16 protein-coding genes are annotated in these 15,629 nt (G+C 67.9%); 3 read left to right on the top strand and 13 right to left on the bottom strand.

Annotated elements, in window-relative coordinates:
• Nucleotides 1–168: 168 nt before the first annotated feature.
• From K8Z61_RS12730 to K8Z61_RS12785, 12 genes are all read right to left on the bottom strand, one after another.
• Nucleotides 169–3,414, bottom strand: a complete 3,246-nt coding sequence (locus K8Z61_RS12730; protein ID WP_224130096.1) for a LysM peptidoglycan-binding domain-containing protein — start codon at nt 3,412–3,414, stop codon at nt 169–171.
• Nucleotides 3,415–3,432: 18 nt separating this feature from the next.
• A complete protein-coding gene (locus K8Z61_RS12735; protein WP_224130098.1) occupies nt 3,433–3,807 on the bottom strand; it encodes a pilus assembly protein TadG-related protein in 375 nt (124 codons plus the stop codon).
• A 56-nt stretch (nt 3,808–3,863) separates the two neighbouring features.
• Nucleotides 3,864–4,331: a TadE/TadG family type IV pilus assembly protein gene (locus tag K8Z61_RS12740; protein ID WP_224130100.1), complete on the bottom strand. Its 468-nt coding sequence runs from the start codon at nt 4,329–4,331 to the stop codon at nt 3,864–3,866.
• A complete protein-coding gene (locus K8Z61_RS12745) occupies nt 4,328–4,735 on the bottom strand; it encodes a TadE family protein (protein ID WP_224130102.1) in 408 nt (135 codons plus the stop codon). The genes K8Z61_RS12740 and K8Z61_RS12745 overlap by 4 nt, the downstream gene beginning before the upstream one ends.
• Nucleotides 4,736–4,771: 36 nt before the next feature.
• Nucleotides 4,772–4,972 carry a hypothetical protein gene (locus K8Z61_RS12750; RefSeq protein WP_224130104.1) on the bottom strand — a complete coding sequence of 67 codons (201 nt, stop codon included), beginning with the start codon at nt 4,970–4,972 and terminating at the stop codon, nt 4,772–4,774.
• A gap of 51 nt (nt 4,973–5,023) precedes the next feature.
• Nucleotides 5,024–5,932 carry a hypothetical protein gene (locus K8Z61_RS12755; RefSeq protein WP_224130106.1) on the bottom strand — a complete coding sequence of 303 codons (909 nt, stop codon included), beginning with the start codon at nt 5,930–5,932 and terminating at the stop codon, nt 5,024–5,026.
• Nucleotides 5,929–6,816: a type II secretion system F family protein gene (locus K8Z61_RS12760; protein ID WP_224130109.1), complete on the bottom strand. Its 888-nt coding sequence runs from the start codon at nt 6,814–6,816 to the stop codon at nt 5,929–5,931. Before K8Z61_RS12760 ends, K8Z61_RS12755 begins: the two co-directional genes overlap by 4 nt.
• Nucleotides 6,804–8,243, bottom strand: a complete 1,440-nt coding sequence (locus K8Z61_RS12765; protein ID WP_224130111.1) for a CpaF family protein — start codon at nt 8,241–8,243, stop codon at nt 6,804–6,806. The genes K8Z61_RS12760 and K8Z61_RS12765 overlap by 13 nt, the downstream gene beginning before the upstream one ends.
• Nucleotides 8,244–8,299: 56 nt before the next feature.
• Nucleotides 8,300–9,103, bottom strand: a complete 804-nt coding sequence (locus K8Z61_RS12770; protein WP_224130113.1) for a hypothetical protein — start codon at nt 9,101–9,103, stop codon at nt 8,300–8,302.
• Nucleotides 9,103–9,798 carry an SAF domain-containing protein gene (locus K8Z61_RS12775; protein ID WP_224130115.1) on the bottom strand — a complete coding sequence of 232 codons (696 nt, stop codon included), beginning with the start codon at nt 9,796–9,798 and terminating at the stop codon, nt 9,103–9,105. The genes K8Z61_RS12770 and K8Z61_RS12775 overlap by 1 nt, the downstream gene beginning before the upstream one ends.
• 95 nt (nt 9,799–9,893) lie before the next feature.
• Nucleotides 9,894–10,880: a hypothetical protein gene (locus tag K8Z61_RS12780; protein ID WP_224130116.1), complete on the bottom strand. Its 987-nt coding sequence runs from the start codon at nt 10,878–10,880 to the stop codon at nt 9,894–9,896.
• Complete coding sequence (locus K8Z61_RS12785; RefSeq protein WP_224130118.1) at nt 10,859–11,461, bottom strand: hypothetical protein; 603 nt, start codon at nt 11,459–11,461, stop codon at nt 10,859–10,861. Before K8Z61_RS12785 ends, K8Z61_RS12780 begins: the two co-directional genes overlap by 22 nt.
• A gap of 681 nt (nt 11,462–12,142) precedes the next feature.
• Here K8Z61_RS12785 and K8Z61_RS12790 point away from each other — a divergent pair.
• On the top strand, nt 12,143–12,514 hold the full coding sequence (locus K8Z61_RS12790) for a transcriptional regulator (protein WP_224130120.1): 372 nt from the start codon (nt 12,143–12,145) through the stop codon (nt 12,512–12,514).
• A gap of 219 nt (nt 12,515–12,733) precedes the next feature.
• On the top strand, nt 12,734–13,903 hold the full coding sequence (locus tag K8Z61_RS12795) for a site-specific integrase (protein ID WP_224130122.1): 1,170 nt from the start codon (nt 12,734–12,736) through the stop codon (nt 13,901–13,903).
• 19 nt (nt 13,904–13,922) lie between these two features.
• Here the strand turns inward: K8Z61_RS12795 and K8Z61_RS12800 are convergent, their stop codons facing one another.
• Nucleotides 13,923–14,858, bottom strand: coding sequence for a 1,4-dihydroxy-2-naphthoyl-CoA synthase (locus K8Z61_RS12800; RefSeq protein ID WP_224130124.1), 936 nt, complete (start codon nt 14,856–14,858; stop codon nt 13,923–13,925).
• Between the two features lie 90 nt (nt 14,859–14,948).
• Between K8Z61_RS12800 and K8Z61_RS12805 the strand changes: the two genes are divergently transcribed.
• Complete coding sequence (locus K8Z61_RS12805) at nt 14,949–15,392, top strand: nitroreductase family deazaflavin-dependent oxidoreductase (RefSeq protein WP_224130126.1); 444 nt, start codon at nt 14,949–14,951, stop codon at nt 15,390–15,392.
• Nucleotides 15,393–15,629: the final 237 nt, after the last annotated feature.

A 15,629-nucleotide genomic window follows, 5' to 3' on the forward strand; every position in this document is an offset into this window, starting at 1 on the left:
ACGCAAAACCGCAGGTCAGAGACGGTGCCGCCGCTCACCAGCCCGGCCCGAAAAAAGTTCAAGAAAGTTCGGGTCCACCGCTTGCGCGGCCTGGAAATGGGCCGTGGCCCCGCCTCACCACCCGGTGAAGCGGGGCCACGTACGACCCTTCTGTCGCGCCGAGGCGGGCTAGCCAGCGGCCCAGTCGCGTTGATCCAAGACCGCCTCGGTACGGGGCGGGAGGTCCTCGTCGAACCGGTCCACCACGTTGGTTCGGACCAGGGCGTCGGCCGCTGCTCGCCCCGACTCAGCCTCGGCAGCCGCGGCCAGATCGAGCCACGCGACGTCGGTGTAGGGGTTGGCCTTGCGAGCCGCTTCACATGCCAGCCGCACCAGGTCCATTCGACCCTCGGCGACCGCGCGGGTGGCCAGGACGTGGGCGACCTTCTGGATCGCCGAACTCATGATGTCGTCGTGTCGTTGTCCCTTGAACAGCCACGGGAACCGGCGATCGGTCGAGGCCTCGAAGGGTGCGCCGGCGACCAGTGAGAGAGCGGTGACCAAGTCCTGCTCCCCGCCGACGTCGCCCAGCTTGCGGGCTCGGAAGTGCAGCCGGCGGAACAGGTCGAAGTCAACGAGTACCCCGCCGGTGCCCGTCACCAGTCCGTAGGTCGGAGCGCCGCGGCGGGCGCCGTCGCTCGCTCCCGCTTCGGGCAGCCAGTCGCTTCCGTCGGGACGGGTGCCCAGCAGGTAGCGGGCATCAGTGGCGCGGTTCTGGACCGTCTTCGTGGTCTTCCACCCGAACGCGTCGGCAGCCCGCTCGCCGGTCACTCCGCGGTCCTGGCAGGCGAGGTAGGCGATGAAGGAGATCGTGCCGGCGAGGTTGCTCAACCCAGTCGGGTCTCCCCCGCCGCGCACCTGCACGTCGACCGGGCCGAGCAGTCGAATCTTCGGGCGGGGCGAGGTCTCGTCGAACCAGTCCGCGAGGTCCTCGGCCAACGTGGGGTCGATCGCCTCGATCTCTTCCAGGGTCGCTGCAGGGATGCTGGGCGCCGCCACGGCGAGGTCCTCGACCGTGGTGGCGGCGGTGGCCAGGTACACGGCGTCGGCGTCGGGCAGCAGCGATGAGGGGTCGTTGCCGTCGGTGTGCCGCGGCTCGGTGTACTCCTCACGCAATGACCCGTCGGCGAGCGCGTACTTCCCCAATGGCCCGTCGTCGCTCTCCGGTGCCGGCATCGGCTGATCCTCGAGATTGCGGGTCGAGGTCAGCAGAGCGGCCATTGCCTCGGCCTCCGAGGCGGGCAACGTGAACGCCCTGACGCTGATCCCCCACATCGGCAGGAACGCCATCCCGTCCCCCGTCAGCTCGACCGCCGGGGCCTCCTCCTCGCCGTGCACCACCACGATTCGGGAGCGTTGCCGCATCGTCAGGTCGTCCACGAGGTCGCCCTCGGGTCGCGACGGCACCACGACCACCACCGGATGAGTGGTGTCCAGCACCAGGCCGTCACGGCGCCGTGTGAGGACGTCAGCGTCAAGGTTCTGCTCGACCTCGTCGATCTCACCGACCAGCCCGGCGGCCCGAGCTAGGGCGACGTGGCGGTCCACCTGACGCAGACGGGTGGGGTTCAGCCCGATGGTCTCGGAACCGAATTGGTCGGCCAACATGACCTCGCTGCCCTCGGACCAGGCGTTGACGGCCAGTTCGGCCACCAGGAACCGCGCCAGGTCGGCGACCTGCTGGGGCTCCCCGCCAATCCCGAACGTGCCCAGCGTCTCGAGGTCGAGCAGCCAAGTGCGGCCTCCTTCGTCCTGGCCGATCGTCACCAACGCCGGGTAAGGCGCGGGCTGTGTCTCGAGGTCGGCCTCGAGGAAGGTCCAGCGCGGCAACATCCAGGCGCGGGCATCATCAGTGGCCGACCAGCCTTCCGGCACCTCCCCGACCGCCGGATGGGTGAACAACAACGTCAGGTCCTCGCCACCAAGCACGGCGGCCCCGAGCTGGGGCAGCGGGTTGCCCGCGGCATGGCAGCACGCCGCCACATGCCGCAGCGCACGGTCGAGGAACTCGACGTCGTCTTGGGCATCGGTGCCATGCTCGACTATGGCCTGCTCGACCGCGGCAAGCTCGTCGGGCGTCGAGGCAATGGTTCGACCGATGCGACGGCGACGGAACTGCCTGCGTCGGTTCGCCGCCACCAGACCCAGCGCACCGACCGAGAGACACACTGCGCTCGCCAACAGCGCCCGCAGCGCGGTGATCCCGTCGTCGTGCTCCGGTGCCTGCACCTGATCTGGTGGCGTCGCCTCCCCGGTCGTCGTGTCCGCGCCCAGGGGCGCCGCTGGAGCAGTTGGCTCCACTGGAGCCGCCGGCGTACTCGGGACCTGCCCCGGGACCTGTTCCGGGGCCTGGTCGGGCGCCTGGTCAGTGCCTTTGGGAGCGGTCTGTTGGTCCCCCGTCGCCGGCCCGTGGACCTCGCTGGAGTCGGGGCCGGTCTCCCCGCTGTGCCTGCCTTCTGTCTGCTCGTGCCGGTTCGCCGGCGAGACTCCGGGAAGGACCAGGACCTGCCCCGGCAAGATCAGGTCGGGGTCGGCACCGATGACCGTGCGGTTGGCGTCGTACAGCTCGGGCCAGCTCTCGGCGTCGCCGGTCGTCTCCTGCGAGATCGCACTGAGGGTGTCGCCTGGCTCGACGACATGCTCAGCGACGTGGTCGGTCTGAGCTCCCGGCGCGCCGGCGCCGGGAAGGTTCGTTGCGTCCGCGGGCACCCGCAGTTCCCAGCCGGGTTCCAGCGTGCGGGGGTTGCTGAAGATGCGCCCGTCGGGCATCACTCGCCCGTGGTTCAGGTCGGCGATCTCCTGCCATCGGAACCCGTCTCCCAGATGTGCCTCGGCCAGAGCCCACAACGTGTCCCCACGCTCGGTAACGATCGTCGGGTCACCCTGCTGGGTGTGCTGGGTGTGCTCGACGACCGGGGTTGCGCTCGCAGCGGTCGGCGTGGTTGCGGGAGCAGCTGCCTGGACCGCCACGTGGGCCACCGGAGCGAGCGGCACCGCCGGGGCGGCCTCGGCCCGAGCGACGTGCGAGCTCAGCAGGGTTGAGGTCACCCCCACGGCCAGCACGGTGTGGACCAGCAGGCGCATGAACCGCTGCTGTCCGCCGAGCGCGATCGGCATCCGTGAGGCGCCAGAGGTTTCGTGGCGCAGCGCCGGTGGGATCTCCCATAGCGTGCACAGCACCAGTTGGGCCCACACGAACCAGCCCAGCACCGAGAGCAACCCGAGCACGGCCGAGTTGCTCATGAGCGAGAGCTCGTCGATGCCTCCAGCGGGCCAGGGGTTGCCCACCGCGGCGATCAGCAGGGCAGGAAAGCCCACGAGGATGCCGAGCAGCACCAGAAGTGCGCCGAGCCGCGTGAGAAGTCGGACCATCATGATTCTCTTCCTCCGGACCTAGTTCGGACCCGTGATTGACGTAGCGGTCCCGGTCTCGTCGACTGGGAAGCTCTTGAAGCCGATGACGCCCAAGAAGGCGTTGTCGGACTTGCCGGTCACCTGCACCGTGACGTCGAGCCCGTTGATGCTGACCGTCCCTTGCCAGCCGGCCTGGGCCAGGATCTGGTTGGCACGCTGGACCGCGGTGGCTTGGTTGATGCCTTCGGCGCCGTCGCGGACGCCGCGCATCTCGTCGGCGGCCGCCCGCGCGGCCTGTTCGGCGCTGCGGTGGGCGCTGATCCTGCTGTTCATCGCGTTGCCGCCGTCGTAGACCAGGCCCAACAGGATCAAGAAGACCCCCGAGGCCATGAAGATCGTCCACACCGACACCACGCCCCGCTCATCGCGCGGCGCCCGCGGGCGAGCCCGGACCCGGGCGCCCAGGCGCCTCACGGGAGTCTCCGGTACTGCTCAATAGGCACCACGGCGGTGGCGGTGAAGTCCTTGGAACCAGGTAGCCCGAATCCGACGACATCGCTGAGGTTCGCGTGGCAAGTGACGGTCACCTTGACCTGCCCGGAGGTGCGGAAGTCGGTACCGGCGAAGGAGACCGTCATCTGGGTGCAGGCCTTGCCGCGGTCGGTCAGGGAGTTCTGGGCCGCCTCACGGCCCGCGATCTGGGCGGCATCGACGTTCTGTTCCAGCGACGCCGCTCGCGCGGCAGCGTAGGCGGCATCGTCGACCTGGCTGCGGGAGTCGATAAAGCGTCCGGCGCCAACCACGGTGATGATGAAGCCGACCAGCACGGTCGCCATCAGCAGCAGCTCGGCCGAGGCGTAACCGCGCTCGTCCCTGGCGAGACCGAGTCGCCGCCACTGGGCCGCAGCACGAGCTCGAAGGACCCGGGCGGTGATCATTGGGCGAACCGTTCGCGTGGGACCGTTGCTGTGGCCGAGACCCTCTTGGTCATGCCCGGCACCAGCGTCATCACCTCACCGGAAACCGTCACCGTGACCTCTGTCGGGCTCAGAGTGATTGTGACGTTGGTGTTGGACAGGTCGCTGCCACTGTCGGCGAGGTAGTCGTTCGCGGTCTGTCGACCGTCGGCCTCAGTGCCGTCCCAAGCCGCTGCGGAGACGGCGGACTCGCGTGCCGCTGCGTGCACGATCCGGTCGTTGTACAGCTGCACGGACCACTGCACCAGCAGCAAGAAGATGAGCATCACCACGGGCATGACGAGCACGAACTCCGGAGCGCCGTAGCCACGCTCGTCGCGTGTGCGCCGGTCCTTCAGCGCCGAGATGCGGGTGCGGATGGTCATCGTTGAGTCGTCCAGTCGTGTGGCCCCGGGGTGGGGTCACTGGCCGCCGTTGAGCTCGTTGCCCTTGTTGGTGACGAAGGTCTTCACGGCGATGATCGCCAAGGCTGCGATCGCGAGGATGCCGAGCAGGAGCACCAGGTACTCCGGTGCGCTGGCGCCTCGCTCGTCGCGCTGGGTCATTTCCCAGCGTGAGCGCACGTAGGCGATCGCCATCTGCAGGTGGTTGAACTCGTTCATCGGGTTGGTCCTTTCCGAGGCAAGGGTGGAGCTGGTGGGTTGGTGCGCGGGCTATGCGGTGAACAGGAACAAGACGCGGGCGAGGATCACGTAGGCGGCCGCGACGAGCGCCATGATCATCAAGGTGTTGCGCATCGCATCGGTCGACTTGCTCGCGCGTGCGTTGGCGTCGGCCAGCCGGGCATCGCGCATCGACTGAGCGCGGGCGATGAGGGTGTTGCGGATGCTGGTGCCCTCGTCTTGGGCCAGGTTCATCGATGCTCGAAGGTCAATCAGTTCGACGACGCCGAACCGTTCGCCGATCTCGCCGAGCGCCTGCCAGGGCGTCATGCCGTTGGGGCGGGCGTTGTCGATCGCGTCGGCCAGAGTGTGGAACGCCCAGCCGGTGCCCTTGCCGGCAACGGTGGGCAGGGCTTCGGCGTGACTGCTGCCGCCCTCCATGGCCATCACGACAAGGTCGAGGAAGTCCGACAACGCATCGCACATCTCCTCACGCTTCGCCGCGGCGTCCTCGCGCAGCTTCTTGACCTCCGCGATGACCGCAACCACCCCGAACAGCAGGCCGATGGCAGGAGCGGCAAGGAGCGGGACACCAAGACCGGCGGCGTTGCCAAGGAGCACCAAAACGACCGGGCCCAGCAGGCCGATGAGGAACCACACCAGCGTCCTTGCCAGCCACTCCTCCATGGGCTGGCCGGTGACGGCGAGATCCCGCTCGTAGGTCTGCAGGTCGTCGGGTCGCTTGGTCCGTAGTTGCTCAGCGAACCACTCCGCGGCCTTCGTCGACCACGACTCCTCGCCCGCCGACACGTTGCGCTGAGAGCGACGATCCGCACGGGATCGGGCCCGCTCCCATCGTGCCGCCTGGTCGGCCAGTGGGGGCGCTGCGGGGAAGGCGAGCCGCTGCAAGCGAAGCAGGCCGAGAGCTGCGACCGCAGAGGCGATCAGGATCGCGATCATGACACGACCCCCGCGCTCGCTCCGCCCATCAGTGCCTCGGCACCGGAAAGAAACCTGGGCTGAGGCTCTGGCGCCGCGAGGCGCTGGAGACGAACCAGGAGCGCTACGTAGGCGCCTGCCAGAACCGCGAGGAGACCCTGTCCGTACAGGGTGCTGTAGGGCTCGACCCATCCGCGCAGGAAGACCGCCTGCAGGCCGGCTAGGGCCAGCATGCCCAGCACGACCTGGTTGGACTGACGGCGTACGCCGTTGCGTTCGGTGAGCACCTTGCGGCGCATCTCCAGCTCGGCGCGGGTGTTGGACGCCAGCGTGGTCAGGACACGCTTGAGGCTGCCTGCGCGCTGCTCGGCGGTCTGAGAAAGAGCGATTACGACCTTGTCGGCGCCGCGGTGGTCGACCTCGTCGGCGAACGCAGCCAACGCAATCGGCAGCGGGGTCCGCAGGTCCAGAGCGTTGACAAGATTGCGAAGGGGTCGCCGCAGGAGCATCGGGGCGCCTTCCAACGTCGCCGGCAGGGCCTGCTCGAGGCCGGACTCGGCGGCCGCGGCGTCGCGCAGCGACTCGGTCCAGTTCGCGATCGCCTCGATCTTGGCGACGCTGGTCTTCTCGATCGCCCCCGAGCGGGCCAGCTTGGGCCACAGCAGCACGATCGCCACAGCCATCAGTCCCGCGACGGGCCAGCGCGTCAAGATCCCGACCGCGACACCCACGATCACCGCGACCGTGACCGACCGGGCCGTCTGCGGGTAGTCGGCGACCTTGCGACGGGAGGTGACCACTCGGGCCGGCACGAGGCTCTTGCCCTGGGCGGTCCGGATGACGCCGATGACACCCAGGCACAAGGCCAGCACGCACGCGAGGAACAGGCCCATCAGATCTGCCACCTCTCGGCGTCCTCGGTGCCAGTCGCCTCACCGAAACGCTGCAGGGACTCTCCTGCGTCGGGGTCCCATCCGACCTCCAGGAGCGCCTCCTCGCGCATGATCGCCTTGCGGGTGAACTCGGTACGGCCGGTGACCTTGTTGTACTTCCACAGCTCGGTGGTCTTCACACTGGTTTCGTCGCGTCCGGTGATCTCGCGGATCGACTCGATCACGCGCCGCTGTCGGCCGTCGGCGGTGCGGATGCGGCGCATGAAGATGATGAAGTTCAGCGCGTTTGCGATCAGGCCGTTCGTGGCATCGAAGGGCAGCCGCTCTTGTGCCTGCAGGGCGTAGGTCTGGATCTTGCCGATGACGTCGCGCGAGGAGTTGGCGTGGATGGTGCTCAACGAGCCGTCGTTGCCCTGGGCCATCGCGTTGAGCATCGTGATGACCTCATCGCCCAGGACCTCTCCGACGATGACGCGAGACGCGCTCATGCGCAGGGAGTCGCGGACCAGGTCAGCCAACCCGACGGCACCCTTGCCCTCGACGTTCTCGAGCCTTTCCTCCAGCGGAACGATGTCGGGGTGGCGCTCAGGGTCCTCGTGTAGCCCGAGCTCGATCGAGCGCTCGACGGTGACGAGTCGCTCGAACGGGTCGATCTCGGAGGCCAGAGCACGCAGCAGCGTCGTCTTCCCCGCGCTCACCGCTCCCGCGATCATCAGGTTCTGCCGCGACTTCACCAAGGCGGACAAGAACGCCGCCAGCTCGTGGTCGACGGTCCCCTCGCTGAGCAGATCCTTGGTCTGCATCGACTCCGAGACGCCGGCGGCGCGTTCCTGCTCGGCCAGGCCCGGGACCGGCAGCAGCGTGGCCTTCTTGTGCCGGTGCTTGCGGATCGAGATGGACAGCCCATTGGCGCTGACTCCCTGCACCGCGTGCAGTCGTGAACCATCGGGCAGCCGGAGCGTGACGTGGTAGTTGATCAGGTCGAAAGGACGAGTCGAAAGGCCGTCGTGCGCTGAGATCGTCTTGACGATCTCCTCGAGCTCCTTGTCCGAGGAAGCGATCGGCGGCAGCTGAGCCTTCGTGCCGTCGGCGTAGGTGACGAACACGTTCTGCCAGCTGTTGATCACGATGTCTTCGGCCTCGGGGTCCTCCAGCAGCTGGTCGAGGTTGCCGGCACCGAACAATTGGGCCTTCAACGCGGCCTCCAGCCGCAGACGGGCCTCCTGCTCCAGCGGCGTACGACCGTCCTCGACGAGCTCGGACTCGTACTGGGTCAGAACCGAGGCCAAGATCGCCTCGGTGTGCTGCCGGGCGTCCTCACCCTTGGGGGTCGGCTTGCCCTGGCTGCGGAACTCGGCCAGCGCCGTTGCACGCCGCGCCCCAACCCGCTGCTGAAGCCTCTTCACCAGCACCTGGTCGACCTGCACGAGTTGCTTCATCTGCAACGGTCGCAGGTTCGTATCGTTCCCGTTGCTGTGCGTGCCGCCCAACTCCATCACGCCACTCCCCCATCCGGCGCCGGATACGCCCGGACCCCGACCGCCTGGTTCAGCTGGTCGTTGAGAACCGCCGCCGAACGCAGCACAGGAGTCCTGGCGTCCTTGCCGCCGACCTTCGCTGCGTACATCAGCTCCACACCGTCCGGGTCCAACGCAATCCACCCGATGCCCGCGATCACACCCGCAGCGTTGCTGGGCGCGAGCATCTGGCCGACCTCGTCGACAACCCCGCCGGCGATGCGCTTCGGCGTCACGACGACCGGCACGATCACGGGAGGCGCGTTGCGGATGTTGGCCAGCACGGGCGCCAACCGTTCGAGGCGGTCCTTGAGGTGCATCACCGCCCCGACCTCGGGGCGGGTGACCATCACCACCACGTCGGCGGCGGCCGCGACCGGGATCGTCGGGGACGAGGAGTGGATCCGGCCCAAGTCAGCCACTACCCGCGAGGCAGAGTCCCGTAGGGCCTGGGCCAGCGGCGCCCAGGTCTTCACCCCGGCTGCCTGCTCGGCCGAGAAGTGCCCCGGCACGATCCGCGTGGACTCGGTGAACTCGTGCGCCTTGCTGGCCACCAGCCCCGGGCTGTGCATCGTGCGAGCCTCACTCGCCAACGTCAGCACGGTCGGGGTGGGCGGGAAGGCCTCGCCCCGGCCGCCCGGCGCAGCACACCGCAGCGCCAGATCACCCCCGTAGGGGTCGACCTCGACGACCACCGCCGGCTCCGGCGTCGAGACGCCCAGCGCCAGCGCCGTCGTCGTCGACCCGGGAGCGCCACGGTCGCAGCACACCGCGATCAACATCAGCCCTGCCCCCCGGTCGAGGCCTCGGCCGATGGTGAGGTGGTCGGCTGCGGAGCAAGCGACGCATCGCCATCGGTGATCGGAGCCTGCAACAGGGTCAACTGCCCCACCGCGCCGTACGCGGCGACCGTCTTCGCGTCGCCGTCATCGATCAACAATGTCACGACCACCGAACCGTCCTGAGCCTGCTTCACCGAGTACACCGTCGCGCCTGCGGCGAGATCCTTCGGGGTGTCCAACGCGTTCGAATCCCCGGCCTGACCCTGCTGCGGCACGGCGATCGCGTCGACCACCGACCCCGCCTCCAGGGTCGCTGGCACCCGGCCCGCTGGCAGGCTCACCGCGATCAACTGCTGGCCCTGCTGCGGAAGCAGACTCGTCGTCAATGCGTCGTTGGTGAGCACCTGCCCCGGCAGCAACGCGACCGTCGTGCGCTTCCCGAAGACCGAGTCGACGTCCGAGACTGGAATCGCACCGTCGATGCCCGACACATTCCGCGAGACCAGCAGTGGGTCATGCGAGGTGCGGACATCGGCCTCGGTGATCGGGTGCCCTGCGGGGATCGGCTGCGCGACCACGAGGACCTCGGTGACACCGCCCTTGTTCGTGTACAGCCATCCGCCAGCGATCACCGCTGCAAGAACCACGAGCACACTCACCAGCATCTGGCCGTACTTGCGCGGCGCCTTCGACACAGCCTTCGACAACGAGGCTGCACCAGGCAGCCCGCCCGTCAGCGGGGACGTGCGTCGGTCCGTAGCTCGGCGCGAGGTCCGAGAATCCAAGCTGGTCAATGCGTCACCACCGTCTGTCGCTGATACACCGTGATCGAAGTCGTATTGCCTGCCGCGGCGAGCACGGCCGGGAGGTCACCGCCGGTCAGGCCGCCGCAGTTGCCGGTGCAGGTCCACGCCAGCGTGTAGTTGATCCGCACCGACACGGTCCAGGTGTCGCCCTCTGGGTTCTTCATCTCGTCGTAGGCGTAGGAGCAGTTCGTCGGCGCGTCCTCAGGCATCCCGGTCACCCACTCACGCCCGGGCCCGACACACGAGACCGTGTCACCGTTGCCCATGTCCCACTGCGTGTACGACGGCGTCGCCGTCAAGGTGACCGTGGCGCCGTTCTGTGACTGGCTCGCAGTGACCGCATGCCACTGCCCGGATGGCACCCACAACCAGTTCTTGTACGAGATGTACGTGTGATATGTCGGCGCCGGAGCGATCTTCGCGTTCCCCAACTCGTAGGGCAGCGACGCCCTCAGCGTCGTGGCCACGGCGACGGGGTCGACCGGCTGAGTGCCGTTCGCGACCCACCACACCTGACCGGTACAGGCGTTGCTTCCTGCCGCGCACGTGCTGCAGGTCCAGAACTGGCCGTCTGCCGGCGTGATGTTGTTGGCCGCCCAGACAGGGTCGTCAGCTGCGGGCTGGGGATTCTGGGGTTCGGCGTAGCACCAATGTGGATTGGCCCACCAGGACAAGCCGTTCTTGGAGCAGGGCACGACCGATCCGTCTTGTGCATGGCATTCGGCCGGCGCGCTTCCGCCGCCACCAGGACTAGGACTTGATCCGGGGGACTGCCCAGGAATGGTGATCGCGATGCAAGCACCGAGATCGCCGTTCCACCCTGTTCCTGGCGGACAGTCTCCGGGCCCGTCCGCCCAGGCAGGCCCGCTCACTCCTCCGCCGGAGAGGATGGCGGCGGCCGCGACAACGGTGACAACGACGCCAGCCAGGCCCGCGCTTATCGAACCTCTCAAGGTGCTGTCGGCGCGCATGGCTCTACTCCTTGGTCGACGTAGCGCTCCTTCATCCAGCCCTTCGTCGTCTTACGCATCTGAACCTTGACGAGACGCCGGCTCGGGTCCGTGATCTCGTTCACCTGACCGTTAGTCGTGATGCGCGCGTCGGTGTAGTCCAGGCAGTAGTTGAAGACAACGGACGTGGGTCCGATCTTGGAGGCGCTAGTCCACAGAACCTTGGGAGCTACCTCCATTCGAGCTCCTCCGTTGACGTATGTATCGAGGAACTGTGAGTGCTCACTAAGCGGTGCCATCGAGTACTTCTCGAACCCGGCCATGACAGACGGCGTATCGACGCCCTTCCGCGCCGCCTCGGTGTAGAAGGCCCAGTACTCCATCCACCGGGCCCGAGCCTCCTGATAGCGCTGGAGCTGGGCGGGGCTGAACTTCGCGTCCCAGGTCGGGGTAGGCGACGAGCTGGTTGGCGAGCTGCTGACCGTGGAGGTCGGGCTCGGGTCGCCCTTCGGGTCTCCACCACCGCAGGCGGACGCCGTGAGCATGAGGATGGCGGCCGCGAGGGCCGAGCCGGCGTGCGTATGAAAGCGGCGCATCAGCACCAAACCTCCCGAGTGAGCGAGTGCTGCCTTACCCGAAGCGTAAAGCCGATCTCGTGAATGTGCCGTGGGCCAAGACCGACGCGTGACCGTTGACGTTGCGCGTAGGTGCATGTCGGCTCCTCTCCTTCGGCTAGATCCCCTCTCAAACGTGATGGCAACCGTCACTCCGCCGGATCGGACATCCGATCGGGAAATTCCTCTAAGTCCCTCTCTTGCGTCGCTCCCGCCATGCGTCAGGCTGGCGGGAACGACCCAAGGGTCCGACGTGAACGCGGCAGCTTCCGGCGGCGATGTCGACGTCGGACGGGAACGGCACTGGCGCGGCGTGGGGACAGAAGCGAGCGCGGCGGAGTCGCCGGTGTTACTGCGTTCCACCTGACCGCGGAGGGATGCAACCGGCTCGGTGGCGATAGCAACAGCGTCCTCGTCGAGCAGCCGCGCGGCTCCCCGATGAGTACGTCGCTGGATCGTCGCCACGCTGTGTCCTTCCGAGACGCCCGCCCAGGCGGGCGGACGGGCCTTGGGCAGGTGGCCGAATCAGGTATTCGGCCACCTGTTCCGATCTGCAGCGCGCCGTGGACTGCTCGGTGCGGCCCGCCGCTTGCTGTACTGTCATCGTCACATAAAACCCACGCGTTACGCGATCCTTTAGTGATGGGCGTGTCGGGCACAATGCGGTCCATGCCGTCGCTGCCCGCTCCGCCCGAGATGCCGACGGAGGTGAAGATCATCATCGATGCGATCGGGCACAGCGTCCGGACCGAGATCCTCCGCCAGCTCTCGGAGCGACCGATGGGCGTACACGAGATCGCTGAAGCGACTGGCACCAAAGAGACAGCGGCCCGCAAGCACCTGGCGATCCTTGAAGAGGCCGGCCTGGTCATCGCCGACACGCCTCCTGGCGAGCGCAAACCCGGCGGTCGCGGTCGCGCCGTGCTGTGGCGAACAAATTCCGAGCGGGCCAAAGACGTCGGGCGAATCTGGGTCAATTACGTGAGCGGACGCCACTCCCCCGTCGCCGAGCAGGACGACCAGGACGCTCCAGGAAAATGACTCCTCGGTTACTTGTCCGATCCGATGGGGCTGGAGTTGCTAATCCCGACGTGAGGTTCTTCCGCGCTCGGACGCATCATCGAGCCGCCGACATCCGAGACGACGCCCAGGTCGCGGTTAGAGGTGCCGCTCGCCGAAATGCCCTGGCAAGCATGATGATGAACCAGCATCGCAAGGCAGCCGGCATTCGGTACGTCCTACGCGACAGGAGGTCCGATCATGGCGAGCATTAGCAAGCGCACCATCCGCTGGACGACGCAAGCAGGTGAGGAGCGCACCGGCGAACGTTGGCAGGCGCACTATCGCGACGAGCACGGCAAGCAGCATCGGCGGCTCTTCAAGCGGAAGATGGATGCGCAGCGATGGTTGGACGAGACCACGGCCGCAGTCATCACCGGCAACTACGTGGATCCCCAAGCCGGCAAGATCACCTTCAGCCGGTTCTATGCCGACTGGTCACAGCGTCAGATCTGGGTGCCGTCGACCCGGGAGAACGCGGACCATGTGGCAGGATCAGTGCCGTTCGCAGATCTGCCGCTGCGGTCGATCAGGCGCTCACACGTAGAGTCGTGGGTGAAGGCGATGAGCACGACGCTCGCACCAACGACGATCAAGACGCGACACGTCATCATCCGGTCAGTGTTCCGGGCGGCGGTCGCTGACAAGCTGATCGCGTCCGACCCCTCCGCGGGAATCACGCTCCCCCGGCGGCGTAAGGCCGAGGCCGCCATGCGCATCCCAACGCCTGAGGAGGTGGGCCGACTCCTCGACGCCGCCGACAGCAAGCGCGCGTCGACCCGGAAGGGTTTCCGCGCGTATGTCGCGTTGTGCGCCTTTGCCGGCCTCCGCCTCGGAGAGGCCGCCGGCGTCCAGGTCGGCGACATCGACTTCCTCCGACGCCAACTCACCGTGCGAAGACAACTCCAGCGCGACGGAAGCTCGTACGCGATCAGGGCCCCGAAGTACGGCTCGGAGCGAGTCGTCTACCTTCCAGACGACTTGGTGACCCTGCTCTCCGAGCATGTGGCAGCCTTCACGCCGAAAGGCGACTCGAATAGATGGCTGTTCACCGTCGGCACTGAGCCGATGTACGACAACGCCGTCACCTGGCGCTGGCGAGCCACCCGCCAAGCAGCCGGCCTGACCCACGTGCGTCTGCACGACCTCCGCCACTTCTTCGCCTCAGGTCTCATCGCCGAAGGTTGCGACGTCGTCACTGTCCAGCGAGCGCTCGGCCACGCCAGCGCAACCACGACCCTCAACACCTACTCGCACCTGTGGCCGACCGCGGAGGATCGCACCCGAGGAGCGGCCGGCAACCTCATGCGCACCGCACTCGCTAAGCCGCGTGCACAGTCTGTGCACAGTAGCGAACCAACAAGTCGCTGACCTGGCCAAACGCGTTAGATCAGTAGTACCAGGGGTAGGGCGACCAGTCGGGGTCGCGCTTCTCCAGGAACTGGTCGCGTCCCTCCTGCGCCTCGTCGGTCATGTAGGCCAGCCGCGTGGTCTCGCCGGCGAAGAGCTGCTGGCCGACCAGCCCGTCGTCGATGAGGTTGAAGGAGTACTTGAGCATCCGCTGCGCCGTGGGGCTCTTGCCGTTGATCAGCCGGCCCCACTCCAGCGCCGTGGCCTCGAGCTCGGCGTGCGGCACGGCGCGGTTGACGGTGCCCATGCGGACGCCGTCCTCGGCGGAGTACTCCTGGGCGAGGAAGAAGATCTCCCGGGCGAGCTTCTGGCCGACCTGACGGGCCAGGTAGGCCGAGCCGTAGCCGCCGTCGAACGACCCCACGTCGGCGTCGGTCTGCTTGAACCGCGCGTGCTCGGCGCTCGCCAGCGTCAGGTCGCTGACGACGTGCAGGCTGTGGCCGCCGCCGGCCGCCCAGCCGGGCACCACGCAGATGACGATCTTGGGCATGAACCGGATCAGCCGCTGCACCTCCAGGATGTGCAGCCGGGCCAGACGCGCCTTGTCGATCGGGTTCGGCGGCGCGGCCTCCTCGGTGTGGCCGTCGGTCTCGTACTGGTAGCCCGCCTTCCCGCGGATGCGCTGGTCGCCGCCGGTGCAGAACGAGTGCTTGCCGTTCCTCGGCGACGGGCCGTTGCCGGTGAGCAGCACGCAGCCGACGTCGCCGCTGGTGCGCGCGTGCTCGAGGACGGCCAGCAGCTCGTCGACGGTGTGCGGACGGAAGGCGTTGAGCACGTCCGGCCGGTCGAAGGCGACGCGCACCGTGCCGTGCGCGCGGGCCCGGTGGTAGGTGAGGTCGGTGAGGTGCTCGAAGCCCGGGACGACGTCCCACGCCTCGGGGTCGAAGGTGTCGGACACGCCGTCGATCGCGCTCATGGTGGGTGAGGCTAGCCGTCGGCGCCCCGGCCCGAGCCGTCACCCGGGCAGGTGCGGACGGGCGCGCGGGCGGGGTGGTTGGCTGGCGTCATGACCCTGACCGGCGAGTACGAGCCCAGCCCCGAGAAGTGGGTGCGCGACCAGGTGGAGACCTACGAGGCCACCGACGGCGCCGAGGCCAACACCCTGCCCGACCACCCGGAGTGGCCGATCGTCGTGATCACCTCGCGCGGCGCGAAGAGCGGCAAGCTGCGCAAGAACCCGGTGATGCGCGTCGAGAAGGACGGCGTCTACGCCGCCGTCGCGTCCAAGGGCGGCGCCCCCGAGCACCCCGCCTGGTACGCCAACTTCGTCGCGCACCCGGAGGTCGACCTGCAGGACGGCCCGTCGAAGCACACATACCGCGCCCGGATCGCCGAGGGCGCCGAGCGGGCCGAGTGGTGGGAGCGCGCCGTCGCGGTCTACTCGCCGTACGCGGAGTACCAGGAGAAGACCGACCGCGAGATCCCGGTGTTCCTGCTCGAACGGGTCTGAGCGCGGGGCGGGCGGCCGCGCAGTTTCATCGGCTGACCGATGAAACTGGCACTGGGACGCTGAAGCTTCATCGGCCAGGCGTCAGTTTCGTCGGTTGACCGATGAAACTGGCGCGTCACCGCCGAGGCTCGGCGCCCGCGCCGAACCGGACCAGGGTTGGACGCGACCGAACCTGTCGGTGGGCGTTCATAGGTTCGAACGCCCACCGACAGGTTCGGCGGCCAGCCGCTGGAGCTT

The sequence above is a fragment of the Nocardioides sp. TRM66260-LWL genome, assembly GCF_020075545.1.
Lineage (GTDB): Bacteria > Actinomycetota > Actinomycetes > Propionibacteriales > Nocardioidaceae > Nocardioides.